Source organism: Candidatus Moraniibacteriota bacterium (genome assembly GCA_016699795.1).
Taxonomy (GTDB): Bacteria; Patescibacteriota; Minisyncoccia; order Moranbacterales.
Genome location: CP065011.1, coordinates 72,992 through 92,378, shown reverse-complemented (window position 1 = coordinate 92,378; position 19,387 = coordinate 72,992). Strand labels below are relative to the sequence as shown.

General features: G+C 36.5%; 18 protein-coding genes. 14 read left to right on the top strand and 4 right to left on the bottom strand.

The features are described 5' to 3' along the window. On the top strand, window positions 1-2,115 hold the full coding sequence (locus IPN70_00465) for an acetate--CoA ligase family protein (GenBank protein QQS61396.1): 2,115 nt from the start codon (window positions 1-3) through the stop codon (window positions 2,113-2,115). A 118-nt stretch (window positions 2,116-2,233) separates the two neighbouring features. On the opposite strand, the gene IPN70_00460 is transcribed toward IPN70_00465, so the two are convergent. Beyond that, window positions 2,234-2,605, bottom strand: coding sequence for a hypothetical protein (locus IPN70_00460; GenBank protein QQS61395.1), 372 nt, complete (start codon window positions 2,603-2,605; stop codon window positions 2,234-2,236). Window positions 2,606-2,669: 64 nt separating this feature from the next. After that, the gene (gene smpB / locus IPN70_00455; protein QQS61394.1) at window positions 2,670-3,122 is read right to left on the bottom strand and encodes an SsrA-binding protein SmpB; all 453 of its coding nucleotides are present in this window, start codon (window positions 3,120-3,122) and stop codon (window positions 2,670-2,672) included. Between the two features lie 105 nt (window positions 3,123-3,227). Between smpB and IPN70_00450 the strand changes: the two genes are divergently transcribed. From IPN70_00450 to IPN70_00425, 6 genes are all read left to right on the top strand, one after another. After that, a complete protein-coding gene (locus IPN70_00450; protein ID QQS61393.1) occupies window positions 3,228-4,403 on the top strand; it encodes a serine protease in 1,176 nt (391 codons plus the stop codon). A 118-nt stretch (window positions 4,404-4,521) separates the two neighbouring features. Then, window positions 4,522-5,211: a hypothetical protein gene (locus IPN70_00445; protein ID QQS61392.1), complete on the top strand. Its 690-nt coding sequence runs from the start codon at window positions 4,522-4,524 to the stop codon at window positions 5,209-5,211. Between the two features lie 156 nt (window positions 5,212-5,367). Continuing rightward, window positions 5,368-6,108, top strand: a complete 741-nt coding sequence (locus IPN70_00440; GenBank protein QQS61391.1) for a hypothetical protein — start codon at window positions 5,368-5,370, stop codon at window positions 6,106-6,108. Then, complete coding sequence (locus IPN70_00435) at window positions 6,098-7,774, top strand: LysM peptidoglycan-binding domain-containing protein (protein ID QQS61390.1); 1,677 nt, start codon at window positions 6,098-6,100, stop codon at window positions 7,772-7,774. The genes IPN70_00440 and IPN70_00435 overlap by 11 nt, the downstream gene beginning before the upstream one ends. A gap of 85 nt (window positions 7,775-7,859) precedes the next feature. Continuing rightward, window positions 7,860-8,546 (top strand): hypothetical protein, encoded by a 687-nt coding sequence (locus IPN70_00430; GenBank protein ID QQS61389.1) that lies wholly within the window; start codon window positions 7,860-7,862, stop codon window positions 8,544-8,546. Window positions 8,547-8,782: 236 nt separating this feature from the next. Continuing rightward, window positions 8,783-9,193, top strand: a complete 411-nt coding sequence (locus IPN70_00425) for a hypothetical protein (GenBank protein QQS61388.1) — start codon at window positions 8,783-8,785, stop codon at window positions 9,191-9,193. A 322-nt stretch (window positions 9,194-9,515) separates the two neighbouring features. On the opposite strand, the gene htpX is transcribed toward IPN70_00425, so the two are convergent. Both htpX and IPN70_00415 read right to left on the bottom strand, forming a co-directional pair. Next, window positions 9,516-10,403 (bottom strand): protease HtpX, encoded by an 888-nt coding sequence (htpX, locus tag IPN70_00420; GenBank protein ID QQS61387.1) that lies wholly within the window; start codon window positions 10,401-10,403, stop codon window positions 9,516-9,518. Between the two features lie 65 nt (window positions 10,404-10,468). After that, window positions 10,469-11,821: an O-antigen ligase family protein gene (locus tag IPN70_00415; GenBank protein QQS61386.1), complete on the bottom strand. Its 1,353-nt coding sequence runs from the start codon at window positions 11,819-11,821 to the stop codon at window positions 10,469-10,471. 56 nt (window positions 11,822-11,877) lie between these two features. Here IPN70_00415 and IPN70_00410 point away from each other — a divergent pair, with 56 nt between their 5' ends. From IPN70_00410 to IPN70_00380, 7 genes are all read left to right on the top strand, one after another. Then, the gene (locus IPN70_00410) at window positions 11,878-13,104 is read left to right on the top strand and encodes a glycosyltransferase (GenBank protein QQS61385.1); all 1,227 of its coding nucleotides are present in this window, start codon (window positions 11,878-11,880) and stop codon (window positions 13,102-13,104) included. Window positions 13,105-13,456: 352 nt separating this feature from the next. Beyond that, complete coding sequence (lysS, locus tag IPN70_00405; GenBank protein ID QQS61384.1) at window positions 13,457-14,911, top strand: lysine--tRNA ligase; 1,455 nt, start codon at window positions 13,457-13,459, stop codon at window positions 14,909-14,911. A 57-nt stretch (window positions 14,912-14,968) separates the two neighbouring features. Further along, on the top strand, window positions 14,969-15,703 hold the full coding sequence (locus tag IPN70_00400; GenBank protein QQS61383.1) for a DNA alkylation repair protein: 735 nt from the start codon (window positions 14,969-14,971) through the stop codon (window positions 15,701-15,703). Beyond that, entirely contained in the window at window positions 15,700-16,416 is a 717-nt protein-coding gene (gene pgeF / locus IPN70_00395) for a peptidoglycan editing factor PgeF (GenBank protein QQS61382.1), read from the top strand. Before IPN70_00400 ends, pgeF begins: the two co-directional genes overlap by 4 nt. A gap of 4 nt (window positions 16,417-16,420) precedes the next feature. Next, window positions 16,421-17,182 carry a hypothetical protein gene (locus IPN70_00390; GenBank protein ID QQS61381.1) on the top strand — a complete coding sequence of 254 codons (762 nt, stop codon included), beginning with the start codon at window positions 16,421-16,423 and terminating at the stop codon, window positions 17,180-17,182. A gap of 186 nt (window positions 17,183-17,368) precedes the next feature. Beyond that, on the top strand, window positions 17,369-18,658 hold the full coding sequence (locus tag IPN70_00385) for an MBL fold metallo-hydrolase (protein ID QQS61380.1): 1,290 nt from the start codon (window positions 17,369-17,371) through the stop codon (window positions 18,656-18,658). Window positions 18,659-18,699: 41 nt separating this feature from the next. After that, a complete protein-coding gene (locus IPN70_00380; protein ID QQS61379.1) occupies window positions 18,700-19,293 on the top strand; it encodes an HAD family hydrolase in 594 nt (197 codons plus the stop codon). Window positions 19,294-19,387: the final 94 nt, after the last annotated feature.

Sequence of the window (19,387 nt, the reverse complement as noted above, 5' to 3'; positions counted from 1 at the left end):
ATGCAAGAGCAAATAAAAAAAATGTTTCATCCTGGGTCAGTTGCTGTTATTGGTGCTTCTGGGGAAGAAGGAAGTGTGGGAAATGATGTAGCGAAAAATATTGTAGAAGGATTGTATGAAGGAGATGTTTTTTTGGTAAACCCAAGAATAGAAGAACTTTTTGGAAAAAAAGTATATGCAGACGTGGATGATATTGCACACACCATTGATCTTGCAATTATTATTGTTCCTGCAAAAATTGTGGCTACAGTACTCACTCAATGTGGCGAGAAAGGAATTCATTCTGTAATAGTTATTTCTGCTGGTTTTCGAGAGTCTGGAAATATTGCTCGAGAAGAAGAACTTTCAGATATTGCCAAAAAGTATAACATGGCACTTTTGGGACCTAATTGTTTAGGAATTCTTAATCCACATATTGGCCTTAATGCTTCTTTCGCACCACTTGTTCCTAAGAAGGGAAATATTGCATTTCTTTCACAGAGTGGTGCTTTATGCGCATCTGTTTTGGATTGGGCCAAAGAGCAAGGTATTGGTTTTTCTAAATTTATAAGTACGGGAAATAAGACTGTTTTAGAAGAACGTTTACTTTTGGAATATTTGATGAATGATGAAGAAACAGATGTTATTGCTCTTTATGCAGAAGATTTACGACAAATAGATGCGTTCATTGAATTTATGCAGACCTCGGGGAAGAAAAAGCCTGTTATTATTCTCAAATCAGGAAAGACGAAAGAAGGTTCAATGGCGAGTGCTTCTCATACAGGGGCGCTTGCAGGGAATGATGAAACGTATGATGCTATATTCCGACAATCAGGGATCCTTCGTGTTTCTGGAGTAGAAGAGCTTTTTTGGGCAATGAAAATCTTTTCTTTGTACGATAATACTTTCGAAAAGGGTGACGTCGCTGTGATAACAAATGCTGGAGGTCCTGGTGTGTTGGCAACGGATGCTCTTTCTGAACAGGGAATTATAATGGCAGAGCTCTCTCAAGAAACAAAAAATAAATTGCGAGAATCTTTTCCTCTAGCAGCAAGTGTTATAAATCCTGTTGATATTTTAGGAGACGCTCATGCTGATCGTTATGAAAAAGCACTTGAATATATTCTTAAAGATGAGGCTGTTTATGCAGTCTGTGTTATTTTAACTCCTCAAACAATGACAGCTGTAAAAGAAACAGCTCAAGTTATTATAAAAAAATCTAAAGAAACGAATAAAATTATCCTTCCTGTTTTTATGGGGAAAAATCTTGTTTCTGAAGGTGTGGCCTTGTTGGAAAAAGAAGGGCTTTATGTCGCTGGAAATCCAAATGAAGCGGGATTTGTTCTGGGCTTGATTGAAAAGAGAAGACAATTTCTTAAGAAGAATGCCGAGAGTGATCGTGTGAGTGGCGAATATTTTTCAACACAAAAAATAAATGACTCCCGATTAATTTTGAGTAATTTTCAACAAAAGAATATTTTGGAACTTCCCGAAGCGTATGCTAGTCCATTTTTAGAAAGTCTTGGTTTTCATATGCTACGATCTAAAATAGTAGAAAATGCGCAAGAGGCATTATCTTTTGCACAAGAGATTGGTCAGAAAGTTGTGTTGAAGATTGTTTCTCCCGATATTCTTCATAAAACAGATGTAGGAGGTGTTCGCGTAGGAATTCCGATTCAAGATGTCGTTCGTGAATTTGAAAATATGGGAGAAGTGGTCCGTATGAATGCACCTTATGCACGAATTGATGGTATTATGGTTATGGAAATGGCTCCAGAAAAAGGACTTCATATGGTAGTTGGAGCAAAGCGTGATAAAGTTCTTGGATCAATTATTATGGTTGGTCTTGGAGGTGTTTATGTGGAGGTTTTTAAAGATGTTTCTTTTGGGGTTTTGCCTATTTTTAGGCAAGATATTATTGATATGATTCATTCTTTACGATCTTTTCCTATTCTGGAAGGTGCTCGAGGAGGAGAAATTTTAGATAAGGATTCTCTTATAGAAACAGTTTTCCGAATCGCTCATATAATGGAGATATTTCCTGAAATAAGAGAGATTGATATTAATCCTCTTCTGGTTTGTCAGAAAGGAGAGGGATCTATAATTATGGATTCCCGGGTGGTTTTGACAACATAAAAGAATTTAATGAGAGTTTCTATTTTTTATTGCAAATCTGTGAAAATTTCGTAATAGAAAGAAATGAAAATAAAAAAACAGACTTTATTGTGCAAAGTCTGTTTTTTTTCGAGAATTTTTATTGAAAGTCTCTTACGCCGTCGGCTTTTTTGAAAGTAACATTGAATTGAGGCTCATATACAGTGTCGTACTCGTCTTTTATTGCTATAGACTCGCCTTTCATGATAGCGTTTAATGTTGCATCTGAAATCATCTCTTGTGCATTAGCAATTTCTCTTTTAAGGTCATCCATTCGTTCCCAACGATTTCCCATTTGAGATTGAACTTCAGATTCAATAAGTTTTTTCTTATCACGAAGAACTTTGAGATCTTCTAGCGATTGCTGATACGTTGAATCGTGTGAAAGCGCATCTCTATATTCTTTTCTAATATCTTTCTGTTCTTTTTTGGCACTTTGCATTTGATCGAATAATGTCTGAACGTCGTTCATAAAAATCTTTTTTATTATTTATACTATTTTTAACTCTAGGAAAAAGTATACTCTATACCGAACTTCAATTCAAGGACGAAGATATTCTCTGCATTCTTCTTTGTGATTCGCGTTTTGCAATGTCTGCACGTTTATCAAATTGTTTCTTTCCTCGAGCGAGAGCTATTTCAATTTTAAGGAGTCCACGTCTAGAAATGAAAATCTTTATGGGTACAACTGTAAGTCCCTGTGTTTGTTTTTTTTCTACAAGATTTGAAATTTCTTTCTTTTTGAGAAGAAGCTTTCTAGAACGCTCTGGTTCATAAGAGGGGAGTTCCCCAGCGTTTTTATAGGCGCTAACATGGGCATTTGTGAGGAAAGCTTCATTATTGGAAAAAGTTACAAAGGATCCTTTGAGACTAATCTGATGATTTTTTATAGCTTTTACTTCCTGTCCGGTCAATGCTAAGCCAGCTACATATTTTTCCAGAAGGGTGTAGTCATGAAAGGCTCGTTTGTTTTCACAGAGAATACTCATAAATCTTAGTGTAACTTTTAATGTATCTAAAATCAATAAGGAAGCATCGCGTACTTATTTTTGTATTATTGTATATTTTTTATTTTTCGTGTATTCTTTATATATATGATTCCTTTTTTACGAAAATCTGTATTTATTTTTAGATTTCTCTTTCGATATATAGGGATTATTCTTTTTATTGGAATTGTCTCGATTTTTTCCATTCGTTTGGCTTTGCCATTTTTGGCTTCTTTAGAAATGTTTTCAAATTTTTCTTTGTTAGAAACGGCAAAAGAAAATACAACAGTTATTAACAATAGGGAAGAGATAATTATACGTGATGATGATCGACTAGATCGTTCTATTCAAAATGTGAGCAATTCCATTGTATATATTATGATGCAGGAAAAAGCTTTAACAAAAAGAATTTTTTCTTTAACAGGAACAATTCTTACTACGGATGGTTTATTGGTTACATCTTTTTCAGATTCTTTAGATTTTTCTGAGACAACTTATGACATAATGGATTTTGACGGAACTCGTTTTGATGCGAAATTTTTTGCATATGATTCTTTTTCTCATTTATTATATCTTCGAATATCTGGGGATAATTTTACTCCAGTAGTTTTTGCTGATTCTGAAGATTTTTCTTCCGGAAGAAAAGTTATTGCTCTTGGAGAAAATGATATTTTGAATCAAAATGAGATTTATTTTGGAGTTATTAAAACATTTAATCCAACTTTTTCTTTGGCTAATAAGGTCTCTTCTTCAACCGAAAAACATCAAGGAGTTTTTGAAGTTTCTTTTTTGGAAGAAAAAGATATACGATCTGGTTCTCCGGTATTAAGTTATACGGGAGAATTAATGGGTATCTTGGGTACTAGGACGGTAGGGGATCAGAGTTTTCCTTATGTTTTGAGAGGAAATGATATGAAAAAAAGCATGCAAAGGGTTGTTGCAAATCCTAGCTATCAACCTCCATTTTTTGGAGCGTCTTATATATCCATTACCCCGACTATAGCAAAAAGAAATGACTTAAATATAGAATCAGGCGCTTGGTTGTCTTTTGAACAAAAGACTAGTCCTCTTTCTCCAGTCGTTCTTTTGGGTTCTCCTGCGCAAAAAGCTGGTTTTCGCTATGGGGATATCATTCGTTCGGTAAATGATATTTCTATTAGTTATGAAAATCCGCTTTCCAATGTTTTGAGTAATTTTAAAGAAAAAGATGAAGTGACTGTATCATTTGTTCGTCAAGGAATTGAACAAAAAGTTACAGTTGTTCTTGGTGCTCAACCAGAATAGAGAAATAAAGAGAAAAATAAAACGTTTTTAATAAGGCGTTTTTTGTCGTTACTATTGACAAAAATTAAAAGTTGTGCTAATGTAGCCCGTTAGCATTATTGAAAAAACTCTCTTTATTATGTATTACTATTCTCTGTTTTTTACGAATATCCGTAACAATGTTGGAAATATATTTTTTTCAGCACTTATTGGGGGCGTTTTCGTTTTTCTTCTTTTGATATTTGTTCCTGATGCATACAAAGTTCGAACAGATTTTCTTGTAATGCAACACAGTGAGGATTCTAAAGACTTCTATACACTTTCTAAAAGTGCTGAATATAGTGGAAATGTTCTTCGTGAAGCTGTGATGAGTGATCTTTTTCTTAACGAGGCTTCTCGAACAAATTATTTTGAAAGAGAGCCTTTCTCGGGTGATGAACGAAGTCGTTTAAAAGAATGGCAGAATACTGTAGAGGTAAAACAAAGATCGAATGCAGGTATTCTTGAAGTGACTGTATATCGTGATAGCAGAAATGATGCTATTGGTATTGCTAAGGCTATATCTGATGTGCTTATTAATCAAAATACATTATTTCGATCAGGTCCACCGGAGTCATTATCGATAAAGCTTATATCAGGACCTATTGTGGAGCAGAATCCAACCATAATGCAATTGATATTTGGAAGCATCGCTGGGATGATCCTTGGAATAGCCATTTTCTTTATTCGTATATGGTATAAACAAGAAGTGGATACAACAGATTATTCAGTTTTCGCTCCTCCAATGAAGAATAAGGAATCGCGTGGCGGTCTGATCTACGATATATAGTTTATTGAAAGAATTGCTTGAGAATGTTTCCGCACAAGGGAGAAAATTCTTTTTCTCTCCTTGCGGGATCACTTTCATAGTTTATATGAAGTTTTGATCCGAGTACTTTTAAAATTTTTTTTGATTTTTTCTCTCGAAAGAGAGAGGAGGTTTGTTGTGAATAATAGGTTGAGTCTTGTTCTCGTCGCGATTATCGCGTCGGGATGCGCTCCAATGACTCCTCGTGAGTCGTTGGGTCTGAGTGGTGGTGAGATGGAATATCTTGCCAATGCCACGACATTTGTGGCCCCTCCGCCGATTCATTCGGCAAAGGGATATGAGGTTTCACTTCCGAAGGAGGTGAAACGAGAGGTTATGTGCAAACAGTACATGACTCTTGACAAAAAGCAGGTCGAAATTTGCCGAAAGGCATTTCGAGCTCGCGTCTCGGGTCAAAACATTTCTCTTTATCCGAAAGGAGAAAAAGGGTATGTTTTTTCTTCGAGTGAGTTCCGAGGTGTGGAAGTCATCTCCGCGCGAGGTAAGGCGTATATGGTCCCTGTGGCAAAGGAGTTAAGTGCTTCCGAGCTTCGGGATATATATGCTCATCTCGGAGGAGAGTTCCCGTTTATCTCCGATGATATACCGGGATCAGGAGCGAGACTCCTTTTCGGAGAAGATGCACTCAACGCTGTTTCGGTCCCATCGCTTGTCGATTGGAAAGAACGGTCAGCAATTTGTGGGCTTGGGTCTATATCGTCATCCGATATTCTCGGACCGATAATGTATGGACCCATTGGAGCCCTTCCCAAAGTCCTTCAAATAGGGTGCGCGCTCCTCAAAGAGCCAAACCTTCTTGAAGAGAAGAAAGAAAGTTCTAAAAAAGAGGAGAAATCCTCGGGAGGTTATGATGTTTAGGAAACTTCTCGTCATCGCGGGAATTTTTCTCGCGGTTGTTGGCGCGCCCCTTGCTTCGGCGGGGACGTACACGGTGGTCAAGGGTGACTCCTTGATCAAAATCGCCAATAAATCCCAGACTTCTTGGCAAGAAATTGCCAGAGCGAATGGGATTAAGGCTCCTCACACGATTCGCGTTGGACAAACCCTCACGCTTCCAGAATCAGGAATAGTCGTTTCTTCTGTGAAACAATCTCCTGTTGTTCTGGAATCTTCCTCTGGTATTCGCCAGTGGAAGAAAGTCGGCGCTGATTCTCTTCTTCCTCTTCGCCTCCGGAAAGAATGGCACAAGACGGAAGAATTGCAACTCACTTCAGAGCAATCTCGTCGCCTGTCTCAATTCGGACTTTCGAGTTCGGAAGTGGAGCAGGTTCGGGGAGATCTTGTTTCTGGAAAGTGTCAGGCCGTTGCTCGTCCCATAGGTTTTACCTGGGAAGGTATGGCTATGGGCAAGGGGAATTGGGGCAAGACTCAAAACGCCAGTGGTACTGACATCATGGTTTGGGCATGCCCATCCATGAATGGTAGCAAGCAGGTTGACATCGCCATGCGGTGTGGAAACGTTGCTTGGAACACAGTAACAGTTCCCACGCCACCAGCTCCCGCTCCTACCCAAGAAAGTCTTGGTTGTGAAGCCGTAGGTGCTCTTTGGGCTCAGATGGGGCAACGTGGAGAAAGCGGATCACTCCGTTTCTCGTGCCTTTTCCCAGTTGGAAACGGCTGGAAGGTGGGTCCGTCGATCGCAGGTAAGTCCGCTCGTTTCAATAATAAGGAATGGGTGGAAGTCTCTGATTTCTACGGCGTTGGTATCGAAGGTCGTGGACCGGTCGGTGACATCGATGCGGTTGAATTCGTTGTCCTTGCGGGACAAGGCTCAACTCGTGGATACTCCAAGGATGGTCTGGTAGAAAAGCTCCGTGCCGATGGTATGGATCTTCGAATCGCTTTGCAACTTCGGGAGCGGTTCAAAATTGATGATCAGACTGGTGTAACTGTTCGTTTTATGCCATGGGTGGATATTCCTCTTAGTGGTAACAAAACGGACATTCTCTGGAAAGGAACACCTGTCAATCATGAGTCCGCAAGGAAACTCGTGGTCGGCGCCATTCTTCGGTTCGAATTAGATCGAGCAGACTGGAATGTCAAACCCGAGCTTACGCTGGGGATCTGGCATATCAGCGACGTGGTCAGTAATCCGATCGGGGGTAAAATCCTTGCCGGAATCGCTACGAAGGACGATGTCTGGCGCATCGGTGTAGGTGTACAATTCCCCGATCCTCACTTCATCGTGGAGATCGAGTGGAATGCTGGATTGGGTTGGCTTCGTGCTAACTCGCAGGTTGCTACTACGGCTCTTACGGACAATGCCGGAAGCTCTCAGCAATACCTCGGTGTGAAAGCGAAAGCTGTAGCTCCGAAAGCAAAATCAGTCCCATCCTCTCAGAGTGATGAAAATCATTTTGTAAAGGATTATAAAGCTGATCAACACAATAACACGTCAACCTCCTCACCGTTTGGTTGGGCCGCAGATCAACAAACTGCATCTTCCAATAATGAGGAGAAACAGCACATAACAATTTCTTCTTCGGGAGGAATTGAAAGTGCATTAGGTTCTTTTTCTGGGTAGTTGTTGGTAAGGAAATAACCTTTACACGGAAATTGTAAAGAATCAAAGAAGATAAAAAATGGGAAAGAAGGTATGACTTTCCGCTTTGAGAAAGGATTTTCTCAAAGAAAATTCAAGGATATCCTTGAAAGTGCGCGGTAAAATCCGTATATATCTTGACAAAATTGTCAGGATGTGCTATATTGCCAGGAAGCGTGAGAGATGTATTCGAATAATCTCTTTCTCGCTTCCGGGCATTCCTTTTTTTCGAAAGATTATTGGATTGATATCGTTGATGTCATTCCATCATCTTCCCAAAAAGGAAGAGAGAACAAGTACTTTTTCAATATTTAGGGGAAAACACCCCCAGGAGTTCGAGATGAACTATTTTCAGAATCAGCAACAGCAGGATGAGACGTGGGCGGAAGCTTCTTTTGGGGGCTTCATAGCCACACTGGCAATAGTAGGAACCCTGTTTCTGCTCCTCCTCCTTGCCTCTCCGGCCCACGCTGGACGCTACGACGGAACTTCTTGGTCCGCGGCTTCCCAAGGAGTAAGGGTCATTCCTTATGACCCATCTCTTTGCGAGATCTGTCGCGCCGAAAATGGACGCCCGTCGATGACTGAGTGTGGGCCTCCTTCTGCCATGCAGAGCGGACTCCCATACGTGATCTTCTGCGGAGGATCAACATGGGGTGAGGCTGGGTCCGCTCCTGGAACCCAAATGATTGGGCCCGGGAGCGTGGTCGGGTCGTTCAAGGCCCGATCCGACGATTACTGGACGGTAAAATAACCGTCTGAACATCGTCTCGATTAATCGTCAGAGAACATACAATAATATTTTTCTTTTGGTAAAATTTACCGAATAGAAGATAGTATTCGTATTGTTCTCTGTCGATTTTCTTTTTTATTTATTCGATAAAGTCTTGGATACGGAGAATACAATCTCTCTGTCCAAACCTGTACCGAATTTTTTCGGACAAATATGTTCTTTTATATTTTTTAGGCAAGTGAGCCTAGGAGTGAGAGATGAAAAAATACGATACACCCTACTTGTTCGGAGGGGCTTTCTCTCTTTTTCTCTTTATAACAGGAATTCTTCTCCTCTTCCTCTTTTTTTCTTCGAAGGTTTTCGCGGCGACAACTCCAGATGGATTGTTGTGGAACGAAATATACAAGGAAAAGATAACTTCTTGGAACTCTAAAAACTTCTTCGCCTGTAGGGTGAATGAAGAAACGGGTAGATTACATGGATGTGTAAAAAAGAGCTCAGAAATGGAATTCGGAAAACCGTACATCGTTACGGATGGCAAAAATCGTCTTTCAGACGAAATGCCCGGCACATGGACTGCCGATGACGAAACTGCTTGTGGAATATTCATAAATCCCACAAGATACGTCCCTATCGTTTTCAGAGGGAAGTTCGGACAGTGTAGTTAGTAGTCTCTAGTTTTTACTAAACCGTTGAAAGATACTTCTTTCGGCGGTTTTTCTTTTGATGAAAAGGTTTTCATTTCAGAGGGGATCTTTTCTCTACGAGCCTTTTCTGCTAGAGTGAAAAAAGTTTTTTGATACGTATTGGAGATATATAATGAGTGAGCCGAGTAATTCATGGTGGTACATAGCTCTGGTGTTTGGCATTCTTCTCGTTCTCTTTCCTTTGGTTTTTTTGTGGGAAGGTTTGCGCGCAATGTTTGCCGAAGAAAATTTAGATGACTGAAAGATTTTTAAAACCCCGTCCAGATATGAGACGGGGTATTTTTTATTGTTTTTTCAAGGCTTCTATCCGATCTTTGAGTGGGGGATGACTAGAAAAAAAAGAAAGAAATCCAGAAGGCTTGTCAGAAATTTTCATAGTAGCAAAAGACTTTCCTCGAGGATCGATAAGGCGATCTTGGAGGGTCTCGAGTTTTTGAAGGGCTTTGATCATTTTTTCTTTTCCCAGAAATTTTGCACTTCCTGAGTCAGCTCGAAACTCCCTGTGTCGAGAAAAAGCCATAACAATCATACTTGCTAAGATTCCAAAAAGAATTTCAAAAACAATGGAAGTGAGAGAATAGGCAAGTGTGCTTATTCCTTCCTCTTCATTATCTTTACTAAAGAAGACTTGAACGGCATAAGCTGCGATTCGAGCAAAGAAAATAACAAAGGTATTTACTACTCCTTGAATGAGTGTGAGGGTTACCATATCGCCATTGGCGATATGTGCAATTTCATGGCCCAAGACCGCTTCTATTTCATCTTTTTCCATTCCATTAAGAAGTCCTGTGGAAACAGCAACAAGCGCATGATTTCGATTCCAACCTGTAGCAAATGCGTTAGCTTCGGGTGAATCGTATATTCCTACTTCAGGCATACCAAGAGATGATTGTCTCGCTAGTGTTTGCACTGTTTGAAAAATAAACTGTTCTTCAGGAGTTTTTGCTTGCTGGATGATTTTTATACCAAAGGCATTTTTTGCCATCCATTTAGAGATAAGAAGGGAAATGATTGATCCAGAAAATCCGAATACAGCAGAAAAAATAAGGAGAGATTGATAATTTATTCCTGAAGCACTGAGATAGGGCGCAATGTTGAAAATGCTCAATAAGAGAGAAGCGACTGCTATAACCGCGATATTGGTGAGAAGAAAAAAGAAAATCCTTTGCATAGTAGTGAGATAAGAGTACTTTTTAAAAAATCAAAATATAACGTAATTGAATAATCTAACACAAATTATTCATTTAGGGAAGATGGAGGTTTTACATATACACGAAGTGCTCCACCAAGAAGAGCCCAAAGCGACCATTGAACCATAGTAGAGCGGAGAACGTGATCGGTAAAACTCAAGAAAAAAAGTGAAAGAAGGAGTGCCCAGAGAATGAAAAATACAGTTTTTTTACGAGAATCCTGAGATGTAAGTTTTTCTTTGGAGGTAATGTGAAATTGCTTCCAAGAAATAATGAGAGGGGCGAGAGAAAAAATAAGGAAAACGAGAAGTCCAATAATCCCACCTTCAACAAATGAGCGTACAAATTCACTATGAGGATCATTGACGACAAATCGTATTCCCCGTAAAGATTCAGCAACTTCTTCAAAAGTGTTAAGGCCATAACCAAGAAGAATTTTTCCTTCTTCTTGGGTTTTGGAGATTGTGTCAGTCCAAATGTTTATACGCCAGGTGAGAGAGCTTGATTGAGAAAAGTGTAAAACATCTTCTACACGATCGCGAACAGGAGAAGAGATGAAAAATACAATAAGGGGAAAAATAATAATAAAAGGAAGTGATTTGGGATATTTATAGAAAATTACAAGGATGGCAAAAAGAAAAAATGTTCCCCACGCTGCTCGGGAATACGTAAAGAAAAGAGTTATAAGAAGAATGAATAATGTTGATCCAAGAAACATTTTGTAAAGAGGTTTTCTGATAAAGAGAAAAAGAAGAGATCCTGCGGCGATGGCAATAGTAAGATAGAGAGCAAAAATATTTGGATGTGCAAATGTTCCGTATATACGGGGAACAGAAAAAGCATCATCTGTATAACCAATTCCAAGCACGAATTGTGTCCATGCTGTGAATACAGGAATAACACAAGAGACAAGAATAATAATAAGAAGTTTAATAAAAGACTTTTCGTTTACGATAAGATAATAAGAAAAAGAAAATACAAAAAATATTGACAATAAACGGAAAAGTTCATACATAGTTTGTGTTGTATCTATGGTGTATGAAAGTGTAAAAGCACCCCAAGAAAGGAGGAGGAGAAAAAAACTTGAGAGTGTGTGTGAGAGAAATGCTTTTCGAAAACGAAGAAAAAAGAGAAGGGAAAGAAATACAACTCCCAAGCCGAATCCTTGAGCGAGTGTTACGGTCATACCTTCGCCAAAGGGGAGAAAAAAATAAAATGTATCCGAAAGGTAATCGAGACTCGGACGAACAATAAGAAGAAAACCAAGGGTGATAAATGGGAAGGCAAAAAGAAAGAAGGGTAAAAGAGAGAAAAGAGAAACAATAGAAGATTGAGAAACGGGATAATTGAGTATGAGAAGGCTTATAAAAAGAACACTAGATACTGCTAAAAAAATCATGAAGAGGGAAAATTTGAAAGGTATGCTTTTATTCATAAATACGTTAGAATGGAATTATGAAAATACTTTTGATTAATAAATTTCATTATCTTCGAGGAGGAGCTGAACGTGCCTATTTTGATACGGCTCGGATTCTTTCTGAGGCGGGTCACGAGGTAGCATTTTTTTCTATGCAACATCCTCAGAATAAACCAACAGAATGGGAATCTTATTTTATAAAAAATGTAGATTATCATACACAGTATAGCATACAAGATCGTATTTGTTTTACGGGAAAGATTTTATGGAATTTTGAAGCGCAAAGGAATTTAGAAAGGCTCTTGGAAAAATTTCAACCGGACATTGCACATCTTCATAATATATATCATCAAATTTCTCCCTCAATTATAGCAACCTTAAAAAAAAGAAATATTCCGATAGTTATGACGCTTCATGACTATAAATTAGTATGTCCCAACTATTCTCTTTTTTCGAGAGATCATATTTGGGAAGGAGGGAACATTCAATGTATTTTGGATACATGTGTACAAAATTCTTTTTCTTCGAGTGTGGTCTGTTCTTTCGAAAACTTTTTCCATACATTGATAGGTATCTATAATAAAATAGACATTTTACTTTCTCCAAGTAAATTTCTCAAAGAAAAATTTAAAGAACGAGGATTTCAAAAAGAAATAACAATCCTTTCTCAACCTATCAAAAGAGATAGTGTTTCTTTTAAATATACATATCAAAAAAATGCTTCAGCACTTTATGCTGGAAGACTTTCTTCTGAAAAGGGCGTGGATGTTCTTCTTCGAGCAATGGTTTCTGTCGAAGGACTTTTTCTTACTATTGCTGGAGATGGTCCAGAACGAAAAAATCTTGAAAAACTTTCTGTTTCCTTGGGTGTTTCTGATAGAGTTCGATTTCTTGGACATCTTTCAGAAACAGCTCTCTCAGAAGAAATGGGCTTGACTACTCTTGTTATTATTCCTTCTGTTTGGTATGAAAATATGCCTTACGCCTTGGTAGAGGCTCTTGGAAAGGGATTGATCGTGATTGCTTCGCGAATTGGAGGAATAACAGAAAGAATAGTTGATGGAGAGAATGGATTCCTCTTTGAATTTGGAAATGTTAAAGATTTAGCTCATGTAATGAAAAAAGTTTTGAAACAGAAAAATCTTGAAAATGTTTCCAAAAAAGCGTTGCAAAGCGTGAATGATCTTGAAGAAAAAATATACAAGGACCGTTTGGAGGAAATCTATAAAAAGCTTTTAGAAAAAGATGCTCCATATAATAATTAATAGTTAAAGATTTATACTTGATGAATATTTTTACAAATTGTGAGAATTAAATAAATTTTTATAATTGAAAAAAACTAGTCATTTGTATTAAAATTTTTAAATACGATTTGCATTTTGATAGAATTTTTTAGTAATAGTAATTTAGTATGTATTTTTAATAGTTTATATTTTAGTAAGAATATTTTTTAGTTAATATTCATGAAATGTTTTGGAAAACCTTGTGTTATTATTTATTTGAATTGATGAAATCCTGATTATGCGATGGTATATTTCTTGTTTTTTGTTTGTGTGTGCGGTAGGATATTCTTAATGGGAAATGTTTTAAAAAATCAATGTATTTAAGAAAATGGGTATGAGAGATGATATTATTGAAGGGAGAAGGGCAAAATTACAAGTACTTCGGGATTTTGGGATGAATCCTTATCCAGAAAAAACAAAAAGGATGCAGAATATTGAAGATGTTCAAGAATCTTTTAAGAAATTTTTTGAAAATGAAAGTGAAGTAACAATCGCAGGAAGGATCCGATCACTTCGTGTAATGGGGAAAATTGCATTTGCGCATATAGAAGATCTTAGTGGAAAAATGCAAATATTTTTTGAAGAAAAAACTCTCGGAGAAACATTTCGACTTTTTTCTAAAAGTGTAGACATTGGTGATTTTATAGAGGTTTCTGGAAAAGTTTTTCTTACAAAGAAAGAAGAAAAAACAATAAAAGGAACTTCATGGAGTATGCTTTCCAAGACAATACGTCCTATACCAAGTGAGCATTTTGGCATAAAAGACACAGAAGAACTTCTTCGAAAACGATACTTGGATCTCCTTGTTCATCCTGAAACAAAAGATATTTTTTTTAGGAAAAACATTTTTTGGAAAACTGTTCGAGATTTTCTTTCTAAGGAAGGATTTTTGGAAGTACAGACACCCGTTTTGGAAAATGTCCCTGGTGGTGCAGATGCAGAACCTTTCATTACCAGACACAATGCAATGGATCGAGATTTTTATTTACGAATTTCTTTGGAGCTCGCTCTTAAACGTCTACTTGTAGGAGGGTATGAAAAAGTATTTGAAATTGGAAGGCTTTTTCGCAATGAAGGTGTTGACCGAGAACATCTCCAAGAATATGATGATGTTGAATTTTATTGGGCTTATGGAGATCTTGAAAAGGGAATGCAACTCTCAGAGGAGCTTTTTAGATGTATCGCTCGAAATATTTTGAGTGGTTACACGCATACTTTTGAGGGTGCAGAAATTGATTGGGAAAGACCTTTCGCTCGAGTTGATTATTTTCAGGCTTTTTTGCAAGAAACGGGGATAGACCTTTCGGGTGAAGTTACGGTTGAAATGCTAAAGAAGAAAGCTGATGAATTAGGAATACTTTATGATCCGATGTATGGGAAAGGAAGAATGATTGATACCCTCTATAAAAAAACAGTTCGACAAAAACTTATACAACCATGTTTTCTTGTAGGACATCCTATCGAGGTTTCTCCTCTGGCAAAATCAGATCCTGAAAATCCTAGAAAAGTTTTACGAATGCAAATCGTGGCAGGAAAATCAGAATTATGTAATGCCTTTTCTGAACTTAATGATCCCATAGAACAACGAATGCGATTTGAAGAGCAAATGAAATTAAGGGAAAATGGCGATAAAGAAGCTCAAATGATTGATGAAGATTTTTTGGAAGCTTTGGAATATGGGATGCCACCAGCGTTTGGTTTTGGAATGAGTGAACGATTTTTTGCTTTACTTATGAATCGTTCTGTTCGAGAAACAGTACTCTTTCCTCCTATGAGAAAAGAAGAATAAGAAAAACAAAAAATTACATAAACCTATCAAAAATGAAAAAAGAGTGAAAAGGCAAATATGGAAAATTCAGATATATATGAAAGAATAACCTCAGAATTACAATCTTTAGCAGGGACAGAAAATGATATTCGTATTCTTTCAAATTTTTTTAAAACGAAAAAAGGTGAATACGGAGAAGGAGATTGTTTTTTGGGCATTCGTGTTCCAGAACAAAGAAAAGTTGCAAAGAAATTTTTTCGAATATGTAGTTTTCAAGATATCGAGAAACTTTTGAAAAGTTCTTTCCATGAATATCGCTTAACAGGCTTATTTTTATTGGTATATCTTTTTGAAGTTTCAGACGAGGAAAAGAGAAAAAAAATCTATCAATTTTATAGAAAACATATACGTTTTGTAAATAATTGGGATCTTGTGGATACTACAGCACCTTATATTCTTGGGGAATATATGAGTACATACCCTGAAGAAAAAAATCGTTTATATGTTTGGGCGCAATCAAAAAATCTTTGGGAAAGAAGAGTTGCCATTCTCTCCACTTTTGCTTTTATTAAGAAGAATTCTTTTTCTGATACGATAGTAATAGCAGAAAAACTTCTTGTGGATAAGCACGATCTTATTCATAAGGCAGTTGGATGGATGCTTCGAGAGGTTGGAAAGCGTGATAAAGAAATCTTAATACATTTTCTTGAAAAATATACCAATGCAATGCCAAGAACCATGCTTCGATATGCTATTGAAAAATTTCCTCAAGAAGAACGGGGACGATATTTGAAAAGAAAATCTTTAATATGACGCTAAGAGTAAAGAAATTTCTTTCTCTAAGAGGAGATGGAAATATGGCATATTATGCTGGAAAAGGAAGGGAAAAAGCACAAGAGAATCGTTACCGTTTTTTTGAAAATTTAGGAATTTCTTTAGAGCGATCTGTTTTTTTGAAACAGATACATGGAACAAAAAGTACATTGGTTCGAAAAGAAGATATCGGACGAGGATCAAAAAGTCATGAGAATGCGTTGTTGGATACTGATGCGATAATTACTGATATTTTTGATGTAGCTCTTGTGGTACAGATTGCGGACTGTGTGCCTATACTTTTTTTTGAGGATAATTTTGGCTTTATCGGAGCCATACATTCGGGTTGGCGGGGAACGCTTCAGAACATAACAGGCAAAACCATAGAAAATGCGGTGAAAACATACGGATTAAATCGGGATGTTATAAAGGTATGGATTGGTCCTTCTGTTCGAGGCTGTTGTTTTGAAGTAGATGAACGTATAGTTTATCCAGTTCGTGAACGTGGTTTTTTGGGATTGTCAGAAAATGAATCACATTGGGATATAGCCAAGGCATGTAAGGGACAGTTGGAAAATATTGGAATTCTTTCCAAACATATTGAAATGACTAAGGAATGTACGGTGTGCACTGGGGAGAAATTTTTTTCCTATAAAAGAGAAGGTGAAACAGCGGGGAGAATACTTGCAGGAATATATATGACGAAGGAATAATTATATGAAAGAAATAAATTTTTTCAGACCATCTATTTTGGAAAATCTTTTAAAAACAAAAAGGCTTGAGGAAAATGATGTTGAAAAAATTCTTACTCAAGAAGATTCTTATTTTGAAAGAGATCTTTCGGCTCAAAATAGTGATGAATTTTCAGTTGAAGCTGATTCTTTTTTCTTTCTTACATCCGTTCATGCTGGAGAAGAATATAAAAATCCTCAAAATTTACCCATAAAAGTTTATCGTTCGAAAGAATGGGTTTCGGGAAATGAAAAGGATAGAAATATGAAACATCTGGTAACCTATTATACGAATGAACAAGATCTATATAAAGAGTATCTTCCTGAAGATCTACATACATATTTATATGAAGAAATATATAGTACAATGAAAGAGGAATATCCTCTTTGTAAAGAAGAAGAAAATACTCAAGAATTATTTTTTAAAATACAAAGAAAAGAGGCGTCACAGGAAGATATCGCTCGATACAAAGAATACGAAAGACAATCAGAAATTTTTATACAAAGATTTCGAAAATTTAAAAAAGCGGCAATTCTTGCTCATCCTGAGATAGAGAAGAAAATAATTGCTTTTCAAAATCCTTTGATTTTTCGAGGGTATAATTATAATAACAGTGATGTATTTAGAAGAGAAGGAATACAAGATATCCGATATATTTCAAAAGAAGAAATTGATGAAATGAAAAAGAAGGGATATGACGGATTTGCTTTTGAACAATATGGTTGGTTTGTAAAATTTGAAAAGTAATCTTTTTATGAAAACACAAAATATGAAACAAATTTTGTATGTGTAAAAAAACGTTATTTAAAGACATTTTGATAGTATAAGAGCAAAACTGGTTTACTCTAGATGTTTGTAAGGAAGAATTGTTATGAGTGTGCTTTGGAAAACTAAATTTTTAAAAAATAGTATATATTTTTATCTTTACGATATATGAAAATTTTATTTCATGGGGCAGCGAGAGAAATAGGAAAAAGTTGTATTGAAGTGGAGAGTCGAGGACAACGGTATCTTTTGGATGCAGGTGTTAAATTTATAGGAGGAGGAATTCAATACCCTCAATATCTTGAAGATATTCAAGGTGTAGATGCTGTATTTCTCTCACATGCACATTTAGATCATTCCGGAGCTTTGGCCTTTTTTGAGAAAAAACGTTTAGGTTCTCCTATCTATACAACAAAACTTACTTGGCAGATAACGAAGATGTTATTGGAAGATACACGTCATTTGGAGCAACTTAGAAGAGTAAGGCCAACATTCAATGCTCAGGACATTCTTCGTGTTGAAGAGGATATTGTATTTGTTGATTATGATAAAGAATATACAACGAAAGATGGAATGGTAAAATTTCGATATCTTAATTCTGGACATATTCCTGGTGGAGCCTCAGTTCTTCTCGAACTCGAAGGGAGAAAACTTCTCTATACAGCAGATTTCAATACACAGCATACACAGCTTATGATTCCTTCGAAAATAGCACAGGAATGTCCTGTTGTAGATACACTTATCGTCGAGGGAACATATGGAACGAGAAATCATCCTGAAAGAGCACTTACTGAAGAAGCCTTTATTCGCTCTATAGAGACTTGTATGAATCTTGGTGGTTCTGCACTTATCCCTGTTTTTGGAGTAGGGAGAAGTCAAGAAATATTGATGATATTGGATTATTTTGTAGGAAAAAATCCTATTTATTTGGATGGAATGGCAAGAAAGCTTCTCGATCACGTTCTTTATGCCCAGGATCCTTATATCCAGAATAAAGAACGACTTACCCGGATAGCTCGTGGCATAAAAAAAGTATACAAAAGAGATCGTGAACGTGTTGCTCAAGAAAAAGGTGTTATTATCGTTTCGACTTCTGGTATGGTAGAGGGTGGTCCCGCATCTTTTTATGCAAAAGAATTTGTAGAAGAAAAGAATAACTTTATTCTTCTTACTGGATATCAAACCAATGGGACACAAGGAAGGTCAATGTATGATGATCATGTCTTTTTTGATGAAAATGATATGCCTATTCCCGTACAATGTCATATGAGAAAATTTAATTTTTCGGCACATTTAGATAAGGATTCCCTTCATGAGGTTATGAGAAATATTGAACATAAAAATCTTATTTTGCAACATGGAGACCCTGATGCTTTGGACGCACTTTCCCTTTTTGCAAAAGAAAATCTTACTTCTCGTGTATTTATACCTCAATTAGGGGAAATTATGGAGATCTAGAACTTCCTATTATTTAAGTAGAAAATTATATAAGCATGACAATGAAAACTATCCTTTTTGATTTTGATGGAGTTCTTTATAATACCTTTAATTTGCATTTGGAAAAATTGAGAGAATTTACGGGTTATCCTATTTCGGAAGAAGAATATCGAAGTATGCATAATGGTAATTTTTATAGTCATGATATAGAAGCTCTTAAGAAAATAGATTGGTTAAAATATAGAGACTATGTTCGTGAATGTTTTGAAAATCTTACAATGGAAAAAACAATATTTGAAACTCTTACTGAATTATCAAAAAAGAAAAAATTATTCGTTATCAGCTCGGGGGATGAACATGTTATTTGTCAGTATCTTGAAAATAATGGGGTGAGAGATATTTTTTTGGAGATCTTGGGAAGTAAATTTGCTTATTCAAAAATAAAAAAATTTGAATATGTGTTTAAAAAATATTTTTTAGAAAAAAATGAAAGTATTTTTGTAACAGATACCCTGGGAGATATTCTGGAAGCAAATGAATTTGGCCTCAAGACAATAGCTGTTGATTTTGGGTTTCATCTGAGAGAGACTTTAGAAAAAGGTAATCCAGAAATGATTATTTCTCATTTTCGTGAGTTAATTTTTGCGATAGAGTAAACGAAAGGAATGAATAAAATTTTTTGAGTTTATTTCTTTGGTTAGGATATATATGTTTGCTAAAAGCAAAAAATGAGGATATACTTTTCTTTAT

What these genes read in the sequence shown, in the direction of transcription:
- IPN70_00465 (QQS61396.1), top strand. Translation starts at nt 1, where the DNA reads ATGCAAGAGCAAATAAAAAAAATGTTTCATCCTGGGTCAGTTGCTGTT.
- IPN70_00460 (QQS61395.1), bottom strand. Translation starts at nt 2,605, where the DNA reads ATGAACGACGTTCAGACATTATTCGATCAAATGCAAAGTGCCAAAAAA.
- smpB (QQS61394.1), bottom strand. Translation starts at nt 3,122, where the DNA reads ATGAGTATTCTCTGTGAAAACAAACGAGCCTTTCATGACTACACCCTT.
- IPN70_00450 (QQS61393.1), top strand. Translation starts at nt 3,228, where the DNA reads ATGATTCCTTTTTTACGAAAATCTGTATTTATTTTTAGATTTCTCTTT.
- IPN70_00445 (QQS61392.1), top strand. Translation starts at nt 4,522, where the DNA reads ATGTATTACTATTCTCTGTTTTTTACGAATATCCGTAACAATGTTGGA.
- IPN70_00435 (QQS61390.1), top strand. Translation starts at nt 6,098, where the DNA reads ATGATGTTTAGGAAACTTCTCGTCATCGCGGGAATTTTTCTCGCGGTT.
- IPN70_00425 (QQS61388.1), top strand. Translation starts at nt 8,783, where the DNA reads ATGAAAAAATACGATACACCCTACTTGTTCGGAGGGGCTTTCTCTCTT.
- htpX (QQS61387.1), bottom strand. Translation starts at nt 10,403, where the DNA reads ATGCAAAGGATTTTCTTTTTTCTTCTCACCAATATCGCGGTTATAGCA.
- IPN70_00415 (QQS61386.1), bottom strand. Translation starts at nt 11,821, where the DNA reads ATGATTTTTTTAGCAGTATCTAGTGTTCTTTTTATAAGCCTTCTCATA.
- IPN70_00410 (QQS61385.1), top strand. Translation starts at nt 11,878, where the DNA reads ATGAAAATACTTTTGATTAATAAATTTCATTATCTTCGAGGAGGAGCT.
- lysS (QQS61384.1), top strand. Translation starts at nt 13,457, where the DNA reads ATGAGAGATGATATTATTGAAGGGAGAAGGGCAAAATTACAAGTACTT.
- IPN70_00400 (QQS61383.1), top strand. Translation starts at nt 14,969, where the DNA reads ATGGAAAATTCAGATATATATGAAAGAATAACCTCAGAATTACAATCT.
- pgeF (QQS61382.1), top strand. Translation starts at nt 15,700, where the DNA reads ATGACGCTAAGAGTAAAGAAATTTCTTTCTCTAAGAGGAGATGGAAAT.
- IPN70_00390 (QQS61381.1), top strand. Translation starts at nt 16,421, where the DNA reads ATGAAAGAAATAAATTTTTTCAGACCATCTATTTTGGAAAATCTTTTA.
- IPN70_00385 (QQS61380.1), top strand. Translation starts at nt 17,369, where the DNA reads ATGAAAATTTTATTTCATGGGGCAGCGAGAGAAATAGGAAAAAGTTGT.
- IPN70_00380 (QQS61379.1), top strand. Translation starts at nt 18,700, where the DNA reads ATGAAAACTATCCTTTTTGATTTTGATGGAGTTCTTTATAATACCTTT.